Source organism: Roseibium sp., assembly GCF_965276855.1.
In the GTDB taxonomy this organism is placed as follows: domain Bacteria; phylum Pseudomonadota; class Alphaproteobacteria; order Rhizobiales; family Stappiaceae; genus Roseibium.
In genome coordinates, this window is sequence record NZ_OZ255700.1 from 3,786,325 (window position 1) to 3,803,486 (window position 17,162).

15 protein-coding genes are annotated in these 17,162 nt (G+C 55.4%); 8 read left to right on the top strand and 7 right to left on the bottom strand.

What is annotated here, in order from left to right; genetic code table 11:
• Positions 1-26 precede the first annotated feature (26 nt).
• The 5 genes from hydA to ACQY4Z_RS17475 all read right to left on the bottom strand — a co-directional run bounded on the left by hydA (position 27) and on the right by ACQY4Z_RS17475 (position 5,024).
• Entirely contained in the window at positions 27-1,433 is a 1,407-nt protein-coding gene (gene hydA / locus ACQY4Z_RS17455; RefSeq protein WP_428523355.1) for a dihydropyrimidinase, read from the bottom strand.
• Positions 1,430-2,713, bottom strand: a complete 1,284-nt coding sequence (locus ACQY4Z_RS17460) for a cysteine desulfurase-like protein (RefSeq protein WP_428523357.1) — start codon at positions 2,711-2,713, stop codon at positions 1,430-1,432. Before ACQY4Z_RS17460 ends, hydA begins: the two co-directional genes overlap by 4 nt.
• 28 nt (positions 2,714-2,741) lie before the next feature.
• The gene (locus tag ACQY4Z_RS17465) at positions 2,742-3,479 is read right to left on the bottom strand and encodes an amino acid ABC transporter ATP-binding protein (protein WP_428523359.1); all 738 of its coding nucleotides are present in this window, start codon (positions 3,477-3,479) and stop codon (positions 2,742-2,744) included.
• Positions 3,479-4,150, bottom strand: a complete 672-nt coding sequence (locus ACQY4Z_RS17470; RefSeq protein ID WP_141185456.1) for an amino acid ABC transporter permease — start codon at positions 4,148-4,150, stop codon at positions 3,479-3,481. The genes ACQY4Z_RS17465 and ACQY4Z_RS17470 overlap by 1 nt, the downstream gene beginning before the upstream one ends.
• A 79-nt stretch (positions 4,151-4,229) precedes the next feature.
• Positions 4,230-5,024: an ABC transporter substrate-binding protein gene (locus ACQY4Z_RS17475; RefSeq protein WP_428523361.1), complete on the bottom strand. Its 795-nt coding sequence runs from the start codon at positions 5,022-5,024 to the stop codon at positions 4,230-4,232.
• A 180-nt stretch (positions 5,025-5,204) separates the two neighbouring features.
• Here ACQY4Z_RS17475 and ACQY4Z_RS17480 point away from each other — a divergent pair, with 180 nt between their 5' ends.
• Positions 5,205-5,891, top strand: a complete 687-nt coding sequence (locus ACQY4Z_RS17480; protein ID WP_428523363.1) for a FadR/GntR family transcriptional regulator — start codon at positions 5,205-5,207, stop codon at positions 5,889-5,891.
• A 311-nt stretch (positions 5,892-6,202) separates the two neighbouring features.
• On the opposite strand, the gene ACQY4Z_RS17485 is transcribed toward ACQY4Z_RS17480, so the two are convergent.
• Positions 6,203-7,108 (bottom strand): LysR family transcriptional regulator, encoded by a 906-nt coding sequence (locus ACQY4Z_RS17485; RefSeq protein ID WP_428523365.1) that lies wholly within the window; start codon positions 7,106-7,108, stop codon positions 6,203-6,205.
• Between the two features lie 124 nt (positions 7,109-7,232).
• On the opposite strand from ACQY4Z_RS17485, the gene ACQY4Z_RS17490 reads away from it, so the two are divergent.
• From ACQY4Z_RS17490 to ACQY4Z_RS17510, 5 genes are all read left to right on the top strand, one after another.
• Positions 7,233-8,177 (top strand): tripartite tricarboxylate transporter substrate binding protein, encoded by a 945-nt coding sequence (locus ACQY4Z_RS17490; RefSeq protein WP_428523367.1) that lies wholly within the window; start codon positions 7,233-7,235, stop codon positions 8,175-8,177.
• On the top strand, positions 8,174-8,692 hold the full coding sequence (locus ACQY4Z_RS17495) for a tripartite tricarboxylate transporter TctB family protein (protein ID WP_428523369.1): 519 nt from the start codon (positions 8,174-8,176) through the stop codon (positions 8,690-8,692). The genes ACQY4Z_RS17490 and ACQY4Z_RS17495 overlap by 4 nt, the downstream gene beginning before the upstream one ends.
• Positions 8,685-10,199, top strand: coding sequence for a tripartite tricarboxylate transporter permease (locus ACQY4Z_RS17500; protein WP_428523371.1), 1,515 nt, complete (start codon positions 8,685-8,687; stop codon positions 10,197-10,199). The genes ACQY4Z_RS17495 and ACQY4Z_RS17500 overlap by 8 nt, the downstream gene beginning before the upstream one ends.
• Positions 10,189-11,772, top strand: a complete 1,584-nt coding sequence (locus ACQY4Z_RS17505) for a gamma-glutamyltransferase family protein (RefSeq protein ID WP_428523373.1) — start codon at positions 10,189-10,191, stop codon at positions 11,770-11,772. The genes ACQY4Z_RS17500 and ACQY4Z_RS17505 overlap by 11 nt, the downstream gene beginning before the upstream one ends.
• A 340-nt stretch (positions 11,773-12,112) precedes the next feature.
• On the top strand, positions 12,113-14,086 hold the full coding sequence (locus ACQY4Z_RS17510) for a putative bifunctional diguanylate cyclase/phosphodiesterase (protein WP_428523375.1): 1,974 nt from the start codon (positions 12,113-12,115) through the stop codon (positions 14,084-14,086).
• Positions 14,087-14,330: 244 nt separating this feature from the next.
• Here the strand turns inward: ACQY4Z_RS17510 and ACQY4Z_RS17515 are convergent, their stop codons facing one another.
• A complete protein-coding gene (locus tag ACQY4Z_RS17515; RefSeq protein WP_428523377.1) occupies positions 14,331-15,260 on the bottom strand; it encodes a LysR family transcriptional regulator in 930 nt (309 codons plus the stop codon).
• A 109-nt stretch (positions 15,261-15,369) separates the two neighbouring features.
• Between ACQY4Z_RS17515 and ACQY4Z_RS17520 the strand changes: the two genes are divergently transcribed.
• On the top strand, positions 15,370-15,840 hold the full coding sequence (locus ACQY4Z_RS17520; protein ID WP_428523379.1) for a TRAP transporter small permease: 471 nt from the start codon (positions 15,370-15,372) through the stop codon (positions 15,838-15,840).
• The gene (locus ACQY4Z_RS17525; protein ID WP_428523381.1) at positions 15,837-17,147 is read left to right on the top strand and encodes a TRAP transporter large permease; all 1,311 of its coding nucleotides are present in this window, start codon (positions 15,837-15,839) and stop codon (positions 17,145-17,147) included. The genes ACQY4Z_RS17520 and ACQY4Z_RS17525 overlap by 4 nt, the downstream gene beginning before the upstream one ends.
• The last annotated feature ends 15 nt before the right edge of the window (positions 17,148-17,162 follow it).

Here is a 17,162-nt window from a genome sequence, read left to right on the forward strand (position 1 = left end):
ATCGCCTCAATGAATGAGGTTGAAACTCATACCTGACCGCGACCGCGTGAAAGATACTTACCGTATCCCTTGTCCATCATGAGCTCGCCCTTCTCCATTGCGAGTTTGCCACGCAAAAGGGTACGTACCGGCCAGCCGGTGATCTCCATGCCTTCATAGGGTGTATAATCCGCACCGTGTTTCAGGTCGTCATTCGTGATGGTGCGTTTAAGTTCAGGGTCCCACAATGTAAGATCGGCGTCCGATCCAATCGCAATCGTCCCCTTTTGCGGATACATCCCGTAGAGTTTTGCGTGGTTGGTCGACGTCAGTGCAACGAACCGGTTGAGATCAATCCGGCCCGATTTTACGCCTTCGGAAAACAGGATCGGCAGCCGCGTTGCTACACCTGGAATACCGTTCGGGATCCAGCGGAATGACTGTTGTCCTTTTGCATTCATCTTGCCTGCCGGGTCATCGAACCGGAAGGGGCAGTGGTCGGAGGAAAACAGGTCGAACACACCTGTTTCCAGACCGGTCCAGCATGCCTCCTGGCTCTGTCTGTCACGCGGCGGTGGGGAACAAACGTATTTTGCGCCCTCAAAGTCGTCCAGGTCGAGATCATCAGCCGTAAGCACCAGATATTGTGGGCAAGTCTCACCGGCGATTTTCTGCCCGCGTGCCCGTGCCCTTGAGATCTCCTCCATGGCTTGCCGGTTCGAGACATGAACGATGACGATGGGCACATCGACGATTTCCGCGAGGGAGAGGGCGCGATGGGTGGCCTCACGCTCGGCCGCAATCGGTCTGGAGGTGGCATGATGATAAGGTGCCGTATCCCCGTCGGCCTCACGCCTGCCAATCAGATATCGGATTGCATCTTCGTTTTCACAATGAACAAGAACGATCTGGCCGGACCGTTTGGCTGCATCAAGGGTCGCCAGGATTTCATCATCTCTCAACCGGAGCCCCTCATAGGTCATGAAGACCTTGATGGATGTATAGCCTTCTTCGGCTAGTGCTGGCATCTCCTGACCCAGAACCTGAGGGGTCGGGTCGGATACGATGATGTGAAAGCTGACGTCCGTATAACAGTGCCCATCCGCCAAGTCGTGATAGGCGCTGAGTGCTTGCCGGAGCGAAATACCTTTCTCCTGCAAGCAAAACGGCATGACGGTGGTGTTGCCGCCGAGCAAGGCAGATCTGGTTCCGCTTTCAAAGTCGTCGGCCATGACGATGCCGTCGCCGGACGGTTGGGAGATATGGACGTGACTGTCGATCCCCCCAGGCATGACCAATAACCCGGTGGCATCGATCTCGGTTTCACCTCTTGGCAAATCCGCCCCGATGGCCGCGATCACCCCACCGTCGATCCCGATATCGGCTTTATACGTATCGGCAGCCGTAACGATTGTGCCACCCCGGACGATCGTGTCGAACGTGAATTCTTTCATGCGGACACCTTCTGATCAGCCGCAGTTGTCGCTCCTGCGTCTAAGACAGCGTCAAGGGCATCCGTCAGCCGCTCAATTTCGTCTAGCGTGTTGTAATGGACCATGGAGACACGAACGACCCCGCCGGATTTTGAAAGGTCAAGCTCTTCGATCAAGCGCCGGGAATGGAAATCTCCATGCCGGATCGCAATCCGCGCGTGGTCTATCTCCCGGCAAATGCCCTCTGGAGACCAACCCGCGACTGTAAATGCGATTGTCGGGATGCGGGTGCCGCAATCAATGGTCTCACGTCCGATTATCTTGATCTCTGAGCGGCCGCGGGCCCAGCTCAAGAACCTTTCTGTGAGTGCGTTTTCATGAGCTGCCATCGCCGCCATCGCGGCTTCCATCTTCGCCCGCGGCGTGCTGTTTTCACGCGCTGCGCATTTTTCGCCCAGTTCCTGCAGATAGGAAACGATGCCGGTCAGCGAGTAGGCGAGCTCATAATTCGGGTTGCCGGCCTCGAGTTTTCCAGGGACTTTCTCTTTGCCGTAGAAGTAGTGGTAGAGCGTGTCGAGCTCCAAAAGGAGATCGTATTTGCCATACATCACCGCGGTATGGGGGCCGTAAGTCTTGTAGAGGCTAAAGATATAATAGTCGGCATCGAATGCCTGCACGTCAATAGCCCGGTGCGGCGCATAAGCGACGGCATCGACACAGAGCCGGGCCCCCCGCTCATGAACGAAATCAGCTATTTCGCGCACCGGATTGATTTCGCCCAATATGTTTGAGACATGATGAACCGCGACGAGACGGGTGCGGTTCCCCATCAGTTTATCAAGATCTTCCAGGCGAAGGGTCAAACTGGCGGGATCGATTTCCCAAACCTTGATGACAACGCCAAACTCCTCCAGCCGGCGCCACGGGCCGATGTTGGATTCGTGATCTGCGTTGGTGACAATCACCTCGTCTCCTGGGGCGAGTTGCCGGCGCATGGCTTCGACGAGGTTTTGCACCAAAACAGTAGTGGAATGGCCGAAGACGATTTCTTCCGGGCGTGCGGCGTTGACGAGCAACTGTCCGGCTTTGCGGGCATCCATAAGTGCAGCCGCAGCGGCTTGGGATCTCTCGTAACTCCCACCAATTTGGACGTTTTTTTGATACAGGAACTCGTTTATCCGGTCGACCGCCGGTTTCAGGATTTGCGATCCGCCGGCGTTGTCAAAAAAGACCCAATCCGAACGTAGCGCGGGAAACTGTTCCCGCACCCAGGCAATGTCCAGTGGTTGGTTGGTATGCATGTGTGGCTCCAGCATGAGGCTGCTTCTATCAGTGGTTCAAGACTGCGCTCAGAAAGTCGCGCGTCCTTTCTTCTTTTGGGGCGTCAAAGATCTGTTCAGGTGTTCCCGCTTCAACAATCTGGCCACCGTTCATGAAAATCACCCGGTCCGCGACCTGGCGGGCAAATCCCATTTCATGTGTCACCACGATCATGGTGACACCGGTGCCTGCCAAGGTGCGCATGACATCCAGCACTTCACCGACCATTTCCGGATCCAGGGCAGAGGTTGGTTCATCAAACAGCAAAACCCGTGGCTCCATGGCAAGCGCCCGGGCAATCGCCACACGCTGCTGCTGGCCACCAGATAATTGACCGGGGAACTTGTCTGCCTGCTCGGAAATCCCGACACGCTTGAGGAGGTCCAGTGCCTTGGCTTTTGCGTCCTTCGGCGAAGACTTGCGGACCCGCATCGGTGCCAGCATGACGTTTTTCAAGACACTCATATGCGGGAAAAGATTGAAGGATTGGAACACCATGCCGACTTCCGCCCGGACCTGGTCAAGGTTTGGACCCACCTCTACCGGTATTCCATCCACGCGTATCGTGCCGCCCTCCGCATAGGTCTCCAGAAGGTTGATGCAGCGAATTAGAGTAGACTTACCCGAACCCGAGGGGCCGATAACACAAACAACCTCGCCCTCGGTGATGTTCAGGTCGATGTCGGTCAGCGCAGCGAAATCGCCATAAAACTTCGCAACGTTCTCAATTTCGATGATGTTTCGCATCAGGCGCCCCTCTGATTGAGCCGGTTTTCAAAGCGCGACACGAGGGTGACAAGCGGCCACAGGAACGCCAAGTAAATTATAGCTGCGCCGATCAACGGCGTTGGATTTGCCGCAAGTGCCTGCGCTTGGGTGGCTTGTTTCAAAAGATCCGGCATGGCGACCACAGATGCCAACGCTGTATCTTTCATCACGTTGATGCAATTGTTGGTCAGCGGCGGAATGACGATCTTGATTGCTTGAGGCAAAACGACGTCAACCATCATGTCCTTGTACGACAGACCCAGCGCCCGCGAGGCTTCGAATTGGCCTTTCGGAATGGCCTGAATCCCAGCCCTGAAGATTTCTGCAGTGTATGCACCGGAGACAAGGGTCAGTGCGACGACCGCAGACAGGAAGGGCGACAAGCGGATCCCGATGAACGGCAAGGCATAATAAACAATGATCAGAAGAACCAATAGCGGGATGGACCGAAAAATGTCGATGTAGATCATGACCGGCAGACGCAGTGCTGCGGGTGCATACATACGCACAAGAGCCAGGCCCAAACCAAGAACCAGGCCAGATACAATGCTGGTTATTCCAATTTGTAGTGTCACGATGAGGCCGCTTATGAGAAGCGGAAATGTTCGAACGAGCACGGGAACATTAAAAAACGTCTCGAAGAGATCCATGAGTTTTCCGAGATAAGATTCAAGAACACTTGATGTCAGGTTTGGGCGGCCCGTTTCGCGCCGCCCATCTGCGTAGCGCTTAGAGTTTCGGCATTTCCAGGACTGAAACTGTGGACGTGGTTTCTTCAGGCTGGGCGCCAAACCACTTCTCATGAAGGCCGGAGATGTACCCCTCTTTCTTGAGCTCGGTCAAAACGTCATTGACCTGGGTTGCGAGCTCTGCGTCCTTTGCAAACATCATGGAGTACTGTTCACCGGTGGTGATCCGCTCCACAACGGCGAGATTGGGTTTGTCCTTGGTGTAGTAGAGCAGGGCCGGAATGTCGCTGATGTAGCCGTCAATTCGGCCTGCGGTCAGGTCCAGCATTGCGGGTGCAAGGCCCTCATAACGGCGGATTTCGGCGAAACCATATTTGTCGGAGTTTTCCGTCGCCCAGATGTCTCCGGTGGACCCTGTGTCGACACCGATAACCTTGCCGTTCATGTCGTCGACAGTCTTGAGGCCGCTGCTTGCCGCCACGGTCAATGATTGATCACTATCGTAGTAAGGCTGTGCGAAAGAGACTGATTCCAAACGTTTCTTGGTGATGGTGATCGAAGAAACCGCCATGTCGATCCGGCCGGACTGAACCGCCGAGAAAAGGCCGTTAAAGGGAATGTTTTCGAAAGCAATCGTTTTGCCGAGACGATCGGCCACTTCAGTCGCGAGATCCACCTCAAAACCCACCGTTTTCCCGGTTTCATCCTGAAACTCCCACGGCACATTGCCGATGTTTGCGCCGACCGTGAGATCTGCAGCTGAAGCGGATGTCATGGAAGAGGTCGCTACAAGCCCCGCGATCGCCGCGGCCTTAAAAATTGAGTGAAATGACATTTGATTTCCCCTGGAAGGTGTTTATTGGTCTAACTGGTCTGACCAGTTAGACCAATAAACAATTCGATCCATTTCTGCGCAAGCCCAAAAATGATGCTGAATGCACAATTGGCAGCAAAAAGACGACAAAGACGGCTTAGAAACCGCTAGAGTCCGATCAGAGACAAAACGAAAGCACTTATGTTTACACGTACGCCCGTTCCGCAGAGCATAGCCCGTAAACTGCAGGAAATGATCCTCAGCGGAGACTTGAAAAGCGGAGAGAAAATCCCATCCCAACGGGAATTGTCGGAAAAATTCGGCATCAGCCGCGCGTCGTTGCGGGAAGCCTTGCTCACATTGGAAACAATAGGCCTGATCAAGACGGAAGCCGGACGAGGCACCTTTGTGGTCGGGGCTGGGGCCAACAGAACCATGTCTGAGTGGAAGTTCTCCGACGAACATTCTCTGCAAGAGGTTTTTGAAACGAGGTTGGTTTTGGAAGGTGAAATCGCTGCATTCGCGGCTGGCCGCCTTTCGCGTGATGAGTTGGCGCAATTAAATGAGCTGACCAGCCGAATGGAGCAGGCTTGGTCGGGCAGAGACTTTCTCAGCAACGTGGAGGCCGATCTGGAGTTTCACGACTTAATCGCTCAAAAATGCAAGAACCGAATGATTGCAGGACTTTATAACCAGGTTCGCGAACTCGTTACTGAAACCCAACGCCAGCCGATCCCAATCACCGACCCGGCCCGAATGCGCGCATCCTTGTCAGAACACCGCGCTATTGTAGCTGCGCTGGAAGCTGGAGACGCCGAAGCCTCTCGGCTGGCGATGCGTCAGCATGTGACCAATACAGCCAGCTGCGCTGGGTACGATGTGGCGTGAAGCGAACACAGCAGAGGTTCGTTCTTGTCTGCACGCGAACGAACGTCCTAGAGGCCAGGCACCCTTCAGGTTCAACTGCGCCTCTTGACCGGGCTGCCTGTTCAAGAGGTTGTTGACGGACACACGGATCTGCAAACACAAGTCCGTGGTTTATCTTAACCAAGTGCGCGACTTGGCAGCCCTGCCGGCCGGATTTGCCCACACCGGATCCGCCCGCCACTTGGGTTCGGTCACGTTGTTGGAAACCTATTGCCGGGTTTCCATGTTGAGATTCAGCGGTTCAAGTCTGCTTTCGCGGTATCCAGGTTGCCTCAAGCATCATCGTGATGCCGGTGTTCGCGATCATCTGTCACGTTGCCACCAAGCTGCAATAGTTCAGACAGTCTTTTCAGTACTTTCGCCCGGCGAGACTCCGGGTGTTGCACGATGCCCAATCCGCGGTGAATTGGCGTCGCGCCAAATGGGAACCATTTAAGTGAACTTGTTTGAAGACCACGCAATGCCGCATAGGGTACAATGGCGAAGCCCAATCCGGCCTGAACACAGCCGACGACCGCCGACATCGTATTGACCGACATGACTTGCTGAACCGTTATCCCGAGCCGGGCGATTTCGGTATCGATTTGGCGGGCCAGGGGCACTCGTATCCCGTATCTGACAAAGGGCATGTCACGCGCAAGTTCCTCAAGGTTTTTGCCTGGGTAACCACAGGGCAAGAGGATCACCAACGGTTCTGTGAATACCAATGTCCATTGGAGACCCGGTGGTACGGCAACATTGTCAGCCACCAAGGCAGCATCCAGCTGGCCGGAGACGACGTCCGCCATCAAGTCTTCAGACTGACCAATCGCCAATCTGAACCTCAAGTCGGGGTAGCTGTCTTTGAGCTGCGATAGCGCTTGCGGCAGAATGTTGGTTCCGCATGTTCTGAGAGCTCCAAGGGCCAGCGTCCCTCCAACGTCTTCCCCTTCAATCGCTGCCTTTGTGTCTGCAACGATCCGCAGTATCGAGCGCGCCGCCGCCTGAACTTCACGGCCTTTGGTGGTGAGGGCCGGAGGGCGCCGGGAACGGTCAAACAAAGCAGTGCCGAGATCTGTTTCCAATGCGGAAATCTGTTGGCTGACAGCGGATGCGGTGAGGTTGACTTCTTTGGCGGCTGCCGCGAACCCACCGCGTTGAATTATTGCGAGAAACGTCTCGAGTTGACGGGTATCCATTCGATTAAAATAAGAAAAACTGAATTTAAAAGCAATAATTATCCTCTTTGATCGCAAAAAACTTATGATACGGTCTTTAGACGCATAAAAATTCAGAATTACCGACCAACCAGGGAACTCACTCATGAAACTCATCAAGGGCCTCGCAGCTCTCCTTACTGCTGCCATGTTGGCTGCCCCAGCCGTTGCTGAAGACTACCCGGAGCGTCCGGTTGAATTCATTGTGCCGTGGTCGCCAGGTGGTGGTTCCGACACTTTGATGCGTCTGGTTTCTGCCAACATCGAACCTCACCTTGGTGTGGAATTGCCAATCATCAACATGCCTGGCGTCGGCGGAACAGTTGGGCTGCGCGAAGCGTCGCGGCGCAATGCTGATGGCTACACAGTTTCACAGGTCCACGAAGGCCTGTTGATGGCGAGTTTGACTGGCCTGACGGAGTTGACCTGGGAAGATTTTGAGCCGATCGCTCTGATGACCGCTTCACCGCAATTCCTGATCACGAAACCGACCGATGACTACTCCAATTTCGACGAGTTTGTTGCTTACGCCAAGGAGCGCCCGAATGAACTCACGATGGGCGTCACGCTCGGCGGCTTGCCACATCTTTTCGCGGCGATGATCGAGCAGGCTTACGACCTGAAGTTCAAGTATGTGGGTTATGAAGGCACTGGTGAGCGTGTTCGTGCGGTCGTCGGTGGCAATCTGGATCTGATCATCGGTGACGTGGCCTCCTCGCTCGAGTTCGCCAAAAACGGCGACCTGGAATTTTTGGTCGCCGGATCTGCAGAACGTCACCCGGCCTTGCCCGAAATTCCAACATTTCGCGAAAAAGGCGAAGACATTCTTCTGACTGTTACACGCGGAATCGTCATGCCCAAAGGTACGCCGGAGGAAGTCCGGAATGTCATGGAGGCCGCTCTGCAAAATCTGGCTCAGGATGAAACCTATATCGAACAAACAAACAATGCTGGTTCTCAGGTGACCTTCATGGGGCAGGAAGAGTATCGCGCCTATTTGGCAAAGCTTGATGCCACGGTGAAATCCCTAGCATCGGTTGTCGTCCAGTGAGTGAAAACGACAAACAACAAAGTATGGAAGCGGGCGAAATCGCCCGCTTCTTGAGTTACATCGTATTGCTTTTAGCGTCGGTTGCCCTGTTTGTTTCTGCCGGGCACATCCCGAGCTCAATGTTTGAAACGCTCGGAGCAGGGGCGTTTCCCCGGTTTGTTTTCGGAACCATCATTTTGGTCGCGTTCATCGCGGTGATTGATAGCTTGCGTAAGATACCGCGCGATGCCTGGAGCCGGTTTGGTGCCAGTACCCGTCATTGGATCAAAACACGTTTCCTGGTCATTCTTTGTTTCGGCATCTTTGTCTCATATCTCGTTGTGTTGCCGATACTGGGCTTCTCCGTCGCCAGTTTCGTATTCGTATTGGCTATACAGTTGCTCCTGATGCCGCGCAGTCCGATCACGATATTGATTGCGGTTTTCGTGGCGCTTGCATTTTCATTTGGATTGAATGCGCTCTTTGCTGACGTGTTCAACGTCTTTTTGCCACGCGGAGATTTGTTCCATGGATAGTCTCCTGTCTGCGCTTTCCCAGATCTTTGCCCTGAGCACGCTGACGTTCATGCTGGTTGGTACCGTTGCCGGTATCATTGCTGCAGCTATTCCCGGCTTTACGGTGACGATGGCAATCGTCTTGACGCTGCCTTTGACGTTCAACATGGATCCCTTGCAGGGTGTTGCCGTTATGTTGTCGGTGTATGTCGGCGGTCTGACAGGTGGTTTGATCTCGGCCGCTTTACTCGGAATTCCGGGGACCCCATCGTCCGTCGCGACCACATTCGACGCCTTTCCGATGGCCCGAAAAGGAGATCCGGGCCGCGCTTTGTCGCTTGGCGTCTGGGCTTCCTTTTTTGGGACGTTGATATCGACCGCAGTTTTGGTGGTTGCGGCCCCGCCGCTCGCGATTTTCGCAGTCAAGCTCGGGCCATGGGAATATTTCTCCCTGATTGTCTTTGCCTTGACGATTGTCGCAAGCCTTGTCGGTGCTTCCGTGCTCCGTGGCCTGCTTGCCGGGCTGATCGGCCTTGCAATTTCTACGGTCGGTGCTGACCCTATCCTCGGCCGGCCAAGGTTCGATTTCGGTTTCGAAATGCTTGAAACCGGGCTTCCGTTCCTGGTGGTGTTGATCGGCATTTTCGCAATCTCCCAACTTCTCAGCGAAGTTGAAGATGCCCGGACTGTAAGATCCGGTGCTTCGCTGGTCACAGGAGCGATAGATTTCAAGACCTTCAAGGTCATGAAGGAAGTCTTGATGAGTCCGGTCAACCTGGCCAGATCGTCAGTGATTGGCGTGCTGATCGGGGCATTGCCGGGTGCCGGGGGATCCATTTCCAATCTGGTTGCCTATGACCAGGCCAAGCGGGCTTCAAAGACGCCGGAAAAGTTCGGGAATGGCACACCAGACGGTGTCATTGCTTCGGAATCCGGCAACTCTGCCACGGCGGGTGGAGGACTTATTCCATTGATTGGACTTGGAATTCCAGGGTCCGCCGTAGATGCCATCCTGATGGCGTCGCTGATGGTTCACGGCATATCAGTTGGGCCAAGGCTGGTGCTGGATCATAGTGACCTCGTCTACGGAATGTTCATTGCCATGGCGGTGGCATCATTCATGATGCTGATTGTGTCGGTGTTGTCCATGCGGCTGTTTCTCCGGGTCGCAGCGGTGCCCAAATGGCTGATTGTGCCAACAGTGCTCGTGTGTTGTGTGGTCGGGGCGTTTGCGCTTAACAACCGGGTTACGGACCTATATCTGCTGGGCTTCGTTGGTCTGGTTGGATACGCGCTGCGTTCTCTTGGGTACCCTTTGGCCCCTCTCGTACTCGGGGTCATTCTTGGTCCAATTGCGGAGACAAATCTGCGGCGCGCCTTGATGACGGATGGCGATCCAACGCTTTTTCTGACAAGGCCGATCAGTCTGATCTTCTTGATTGCCGCGGTGCTGGCCATTGCATGGGCCGTCCGGAACCACATCAAAACAAACAAAAAAAATGGGAAGAACGCTCAAGATGCGTCATGATCCAATATATCCGTCTCGACGGTCCCCCGTTCTTGCGGACAATGTCGTTGCGACGTCCCAGCCTCTGGCTGCGCAAGCTGGCTTGAGCATCTTGCAACAAGGCGGTAACGCGGTTGACGCTGCGATTGCGACAGCTGCTGCACTGACAGTGGTTGAGCCATCGGGAAATGGGCTCGGCTCGGATGCTTTCTGCATTCTTTGGGACGGCAAGGAATTGCATGGCCTCAACGCTTCCGGCCGGTCTCCTGCTGCTTGGACTCTGGACCGTTTCCCCGAGGGGATGCCGAACCTCGGCGTGGACACTGTAACAGTTCCGGGCGCTGTCAGCGCTTGGGTCAGTTTGTCTGAACGTTTCGGTCAACTGGATCTTAAAACCGTTCTGGCCCCGGCTGTGCGTTACGCTGAACAGGGCTTCATTGTCTCGCCCGTCATTGCGAAACTGTGGTCCAACGCTGCGGATTCACTCGGTGATCAGCCAGGTTTTGCCGACACGTTTCTACCCGGAGGCCGCGCGCCAAAGGCCGGAGAGCGCTTTCGAAACCCGGGTGTTGCTGAAACGCTTCGCGAAATCGGACGAACCCGCGGAGAATCTTTCTATAAAGGTGCGCTGGCGGAGAAAATCGTCGATTTCCTAAAAGCCAACGGTGGGGCAATGACCCTGGAGGACATGTCTTCTCACGAAGCCGAGTGGTGTGGCACGCTCAAACAGCAATTTGATGACGTGGACCTGCATGAAATTCCCCCAAATGGACAGGGTATTGCCGCGCTTATGGCTCTTGGGATCCTGGACCACACCGGCATTCGTGACTATGGGCCTGATGATGTGCAATCGCTTCACCTGCAAATCGAGGCCATAAAACTGGCGTATCGGGATCTGCATGCTTTTGTCGCCGATCGGACGGCAATGAAGACTGTCGGCGAGCGCGATCTGCTCGACGCCGCCTACCTCAAGTCTCGTGCCCAATTGATCGATCCGAACCGGGCAGTTGATCATGGCGTCGGTGCCCCTAAGCGTGGCGGAACGGTCCTCCTGAATACCGGCGACGCCTCAGGTATGATGGTCAGCTTCATACAGTCGAATTATGCCGGCTTCGGTTCCGGTGTGGTCGTACCCGGCATTGGCGTTTCCCTTCAAAACCGCGGTGCCGGGTTCAACACAATTCCGGGGCACCCAAATTGTGTTGCTGGCAGAAAGCGCCCCATGCACACGATCATTCCCGGTTTTGCCATGAAAAACGGCAAGCCTTTGATGGCTTTCGGCATGATGGGAGGACCCATCCAGGCGCAGGGTCATGTTCAGCTCTTGCTGCGGACGCAGATCTGGGATCAGGACGTTCAGACCGCGGCCTGTGCACCGCGCTGGCGTATGATAGAGGGCCTCAAGGTTGCCTGTGAACTGACAATGTCAGCTCAAGTACGCGAGGGCTTGAGCGCTTTGGGGCATCAAATTTCTGTCGAGAGCCCTGATAATGCATTTGGGTTTGGTGGTGCTCAACTCGTTCATCGCTTGCCAGATGGTGGATACGTTGCAGGCTCTGATCCTCGAAAGGACGGGCAAGCGGTGGGGTATTAGGGTGCAGCAAACGTGTGTTGGCTGGACACGCCGTTCAGCCTTTCGCTCTTGGGCGGCGGGTAACAACTTGTGATGCGCTGGCAAAAAGCGGCCGGAAGTGTTCTGTGATGTGTCAATGGCACAGGAAGCCATTGTGTGGCGTTAATACCAAGATAGAGGAGGTACTTGACCGGTCGGGCAGTCTGGACGACGCTGCGTAAGTCGCCTGCAATTCAAAGATAATCGAAAGCCGGCATTGATGAATGACTTTACGGAGCACTCGGGGCCATCGACCGTTCCTCGTTCTATGCCAGTTGGAAAGCCGCCGGAATTTAACGCTCCTTTTGATGTGGCAAGGCGTTTGACCCAAGCCATTTGGGTCTATGACATCGACCACTGCCGGGTCATTTTGGCCAATGCAGCTGCGTTACGTCTCTGGAAAGCAGAAACTGAGCCAGAACTTGCGGCCCGCGATTTATCAAAAGACATGTCGACTACGGTCGCGAAGAGGCTGAAGCAATATCAAGCCGGGTTTATTGAGAGCGATGCCGTCTTCAGTGAGCTTTGGACCCTATACCCCCACGGTGAGCCGGTCTCTGTCGATGTGATTTATAGCGGATACCGGCTACCGGACGGCAGAATCGCGATGATGTGCGAAGCGACCCGTATTGCCGAAGACGCGCCGGAAACCTTGAGAAGCGCTGAAGCCCTTTTGCATACCGATGTGATGATCTCCCTGTTTGCAACAACAGGCCGAGAGCTTTACATGAACCCGGCAGCCCGAAATACTTGGCGCTCCGAGACAACGCATCTGCCGGACATTTTTGTCAATTCATCAGATCTGGACACAATCCTCAGCGAAGTGGAATTGCGCGGTGACGCCCGCCGGGTGATGCGGATCAGAACAGATGCTGGTTTGGTCTGGCATGATATGTCCTTCAAGAGTTGCAGTGATGCGGCCACTGGTGCGCCCGCCACGCTGGTGACATCGATTGACGTGACCGAACTCAAACATGCGCGGGATCGTGCGTCTTATCTTGCGGACAAGGATCAACTCACCGATTGTTACAATCGGGCCTATTTTCAGCGGCACCTGGAAGAACTTGGAGCTGGAAATACAGCTGCGCCAATAGCGTTGCTTTATCTTGATCTCGATAAATTCAAACAAACAAACGACAAATATGGTCATGAAGCGGGTGACAAACTGCTGATCGCCACCGCGGAGCGGATCAAGGCCTGCCTAACTGAGGACGACCTTCTGGCTCGTATTGGCGGTGATGAGTTTGTCATTTTGCTCTCTGGCGCTGATACGCCTGAACATGTGAAACACCGCATCGACCATATTCGGACGACTGTCTGCCAGCCGTTTTTTTACAAGAACAAGAAGATTGAAGTGACTACGAGCATTGGCGTGTCGGTCATGCCGGGCCATGACCGGGACTGCGAGAAATATGTCCGGCAGGCTGATGTTGCGCTTTATGAGTCCAAACGTCTGGGCCGGAACAGATCGTCACTTTATACAGACCATATGGGGCGTCTTGCCGATGAACTGCTTCAGACCGAGGCCGAATTGGCCTCGGCATTCGAGCGCGGAGAAATCGAACTCTTTGCTCAGCCCTGTGTGGATCTGAGTTCGGGAAAGGTCATTGGCGCAGAAGCCCTTGCCAGATGGCGGCATCCCAATCGAGGCCTCATAATGCCTGCGGACTTCATCACTGTCTGCGAGGACAGCGGGCTGATTGAAGTGCTGGATCATTACGTTTTGGACCAGAGCTGTGCGCTGGTGAAGCAGTGGCACAAATCGGGTTTGGACATTGGGATATCGCTGAACGTATCACCGCGACAGTTTCTGGACGACGGCTTTATGTCTGCGTTGTCTTCACATGCGCAGCATCCGGATTTGAAGACCGGATCCGTGCAACTGGAAATCACGGAATCCGTATTGGCCGATGACCAGGACCAGGTTGCAGAGCGGCTTCGAAGCATGACTGCGCTTGGCTACAAGGTCGCGGTGGATGATTTCGGTACAGGTTATTCCAACCTCGCATACATTTCGAAGTTCCCGATCAGCTGCATCAAGATCGACAAGTCCTTTATCGACACGATGCCAACTTCCGTGCCGGTGGTCCGATTGATCCAGCGGTTGTCGGAGGAGATCGGCGCGCAAACGGTCGCGGAAGGGATAGAGGACACGGATGCCTTAATGACGATTTCCAAGATTGGATGTCGTTGGATCCAGGGCAACTACTTCTCGGCGCCTGTTCCGGTCGATGATATCCACGCAACAGTGCATCTGCTTGAGACGCAGTTCGAGGCTGGTGCCTTAGAAAGGTGACGTTTCGGAATTCCAGGTTGCCGTCCTGAATTGGGCTTATCAGGTCCAAATTCGTCTGCTGTGAACCCTGCTCGTCAACCGGGTAATATAAAACATGACCTGCCTGAAAGACCTCCGTAAAACTCAAACGCAATAGGTTCGCAAGCCTCATGGGTCTCTGCGGTACACCGGCGCGGGATCAATGAAGACGACGATTTTGGCGATCACGACTGGCAGGGTGCTCTGTCCTTCCTGACGGGTATCATTATTCTAACGCATCAGAGATTTCGGCCTGCATTTCTTCAACGGCAGTATGGATGTCGGCAATGAACGCTTGCCCGACAATGGATTGCGTCGCGAACGCGGGCGTCAGGATTGAGACGCTGTTGGAAACTCTTGGCCGAAAACGGCGGATGACCAGCCGGTCACCCTCGGGGATTTGCATGAGGTGGCTATAGGCGGTGATCATGTCGCAAACCATCGTGCAAACGCCGGCCGCAACGAACTGCAGGCCCGGCAGGAAGGTCCGCAGCTCCAGCCGTTTGTTTAAGTGGCGGCCGGCGTCGCGAAACGCCGCTTCGGTCTGTGCGGCCGTTCCATGCTCATCGAACAGGACGGCCATCGGGCGGCCGTCGAGATCATCCGGCGTCACAACCTCCAACGCGGCAAGTGGATCTCCGGCGGGCAGGATGCACACGCATTCCAAATCGTAGTCGATTTGCCGGATCGAGGCGCGCGGCTGCGGTGTCTCCGCGAACCCGACATCGAACTGCTGCGACGCGATCAGGTCCTCGATCATGCCGGAGGACCGCATGATCAGCGAGACCTCCAAGTCCTCCTTGTCTTTCATGAATTGCGTCATGAGCCGGGGCAGAAAGGTGCTGGAGGCGGCCGGATGACAGGCGACCCGCAACTTGCCCGCCCGCAGCGAGCCGATGCGCTCCAGCGTGCGTTCGGTGCGTTCGACCCGGCCGAGGATGTCCTCGCATTCCTCAAGGAAGAAATGCGCTTCCGGTGTTGGGCTCAACTTACCTTGCCGTCGGACGAACAGTGCTATCCCGAGTTGATCCTCTAGCGTGCTCATCATGGTCGAAACAGCTGGCTGGGTCCTGCCGACTGCGCGCGCGGCCTGGCTGATGGAGCCTGTGCGCATGACTTCGCGAAAGGTCGTGAGTTGCCGGAGTGAGAGATCCATAAGATATAAACATCATTGATGAACATAAAGAGATTATTAAATTGATTTTATAGATAGTGTCCAGTTTTGTGTTGTCCATAACCACACGGAAAACCGTGGGAGGGGGCATATGGACATTTTCTCCAAATATCTGCTGACGGGGCTGATCTGCATTGTTGCTCTGGGGCAGTTCGTGCAGGTCATCACACGTTATGTGCTGCAAGTGCCGGTGATGGGGCTTGAGGAGACGATGCTCTACCCCACTGTCTGGCTCTATATTCTGGGGTCGGTCAACGCTTCGCGCGAGAACAGCCATATCCGGGCGAATGTCCTCGAAATCTTCATCAAGACGCCGCGCGGCCACGCGATCCTGGCCGTCATCGGCGAGATCATCAGCCTGGTCGTCGGTCTCTGGCTGCTGTCCTGGGCGTGGGACTACACGCGCTATGCTTGGCGGGTGTGGCGCGAGAGCCCGACGCTGTACATCCCGACCTTCTATTCCGACATCGCGCTGCTGATCGGCCTCGGGCTGATGATGGTCTACACCGCCTGGCACCTGTTCCGTCACATTCACAGCCTACGCACCGGAGAGCCAGCATGATCGAGATCGCGCTCATCGCCATCGCCATTCTGGTGATCACCCTGACGCTCGGTGTGCCTTTGCCCTACTGTTTCGGTGCGGCGCTCATGGTTATGTACTTTCTGGGCGATGTGACGATGAAGGGCATGATGTTGTGGGGTTTTCAGCAACTCGGCAACCCGGTCCTGCTCGCCATTCCGCTGTTTGTGCTGGCGGGAACGATCATGTCGGAGAGCGGCATCGCTGCCTCGCTCCTACGCTTCGTCAACGCCTTCATCGGGCACGTGCGCGGCGGGCTTGGTGTCGTCGCTGCTGTTTCCTGCGCGGTCATCGGAGCCATCTCCGGCTCCGGCCTGACAGGCATCGCCGCCATTGGCCCCCTGCTTATCCCGGAGATGGAAAAGCGTGGTTATCCGCGCGAATATGCCACCGCGCTGATCGCCAATTCCTCGATCCTTGGTCTGCTGATCCCGCCATCGGTGACAATGATCGTTTACGGCTGGGTGACGGATACTTCTATCCTTGCCTGCTTCCTTGCAACGCTCGGGCCCGGTCTTCTGATCATGGTGGCGTTCTCGGTGATCAACCTGTTCATGTCCCGCAAGTTCAATCTGCACCTCGACGAGAAGCCGACCTTTTCGGAGCTGTCCGGCGAGGCTGCCCGCCGCGGGTTGCATGCCTTCCCCGCACTGCTGATGCCGGTGATCATCCTCGGTGGCATCTACGGCGGCATCATGACGCCGACCGAGGCGGCCGCTGTCGCGGTGATCTATGCGGTCCCGGTCGGGTTCCTGATCTACAAGGGATTAAAGTGGCCGAACTTCCTGTCCGCCGGAAAGGAAGCGGCCACGGCTGTTGGCGCGATCATGATGATGATCCTGTTCTCCATGATCCTTAGCCAGATGTTCGTCTACGAGAGCATTCCGCAGCAGTTGGTGCAGGGCATCTTCTCGATCACGGAAAACAAGGTGCTGCTGCTCATCCTGATCAACATCTTGCTGTTCCTGGTGGGCATGGTCGTCAACGATGTGACCGCGATCATCCTGATCGCTCCGTTGCTCCTGCCACTGATGACCGCAATCGGCGTGAGCCCTGTACAGTTTGCCGCCATCATGGGCGTCAACACAGCCATGGGCGGAGTGACACCTCCTTATGCCTCGATCCTCTATCTCGGGGCCCGGATCGGCAAGGTGAAGGTGACCAAGGTTATTCCGCCGGCCATGATTCTCATTCTGTTTGGCTATGTGCCGGTGGTCTTCCTGACTTCGCTCTGGCCGGACCTGTCTCTCTTCCTGCCGCGCGTCTTCGGCTACGACGTCGCGCCTTGAACACACCAATTTCTG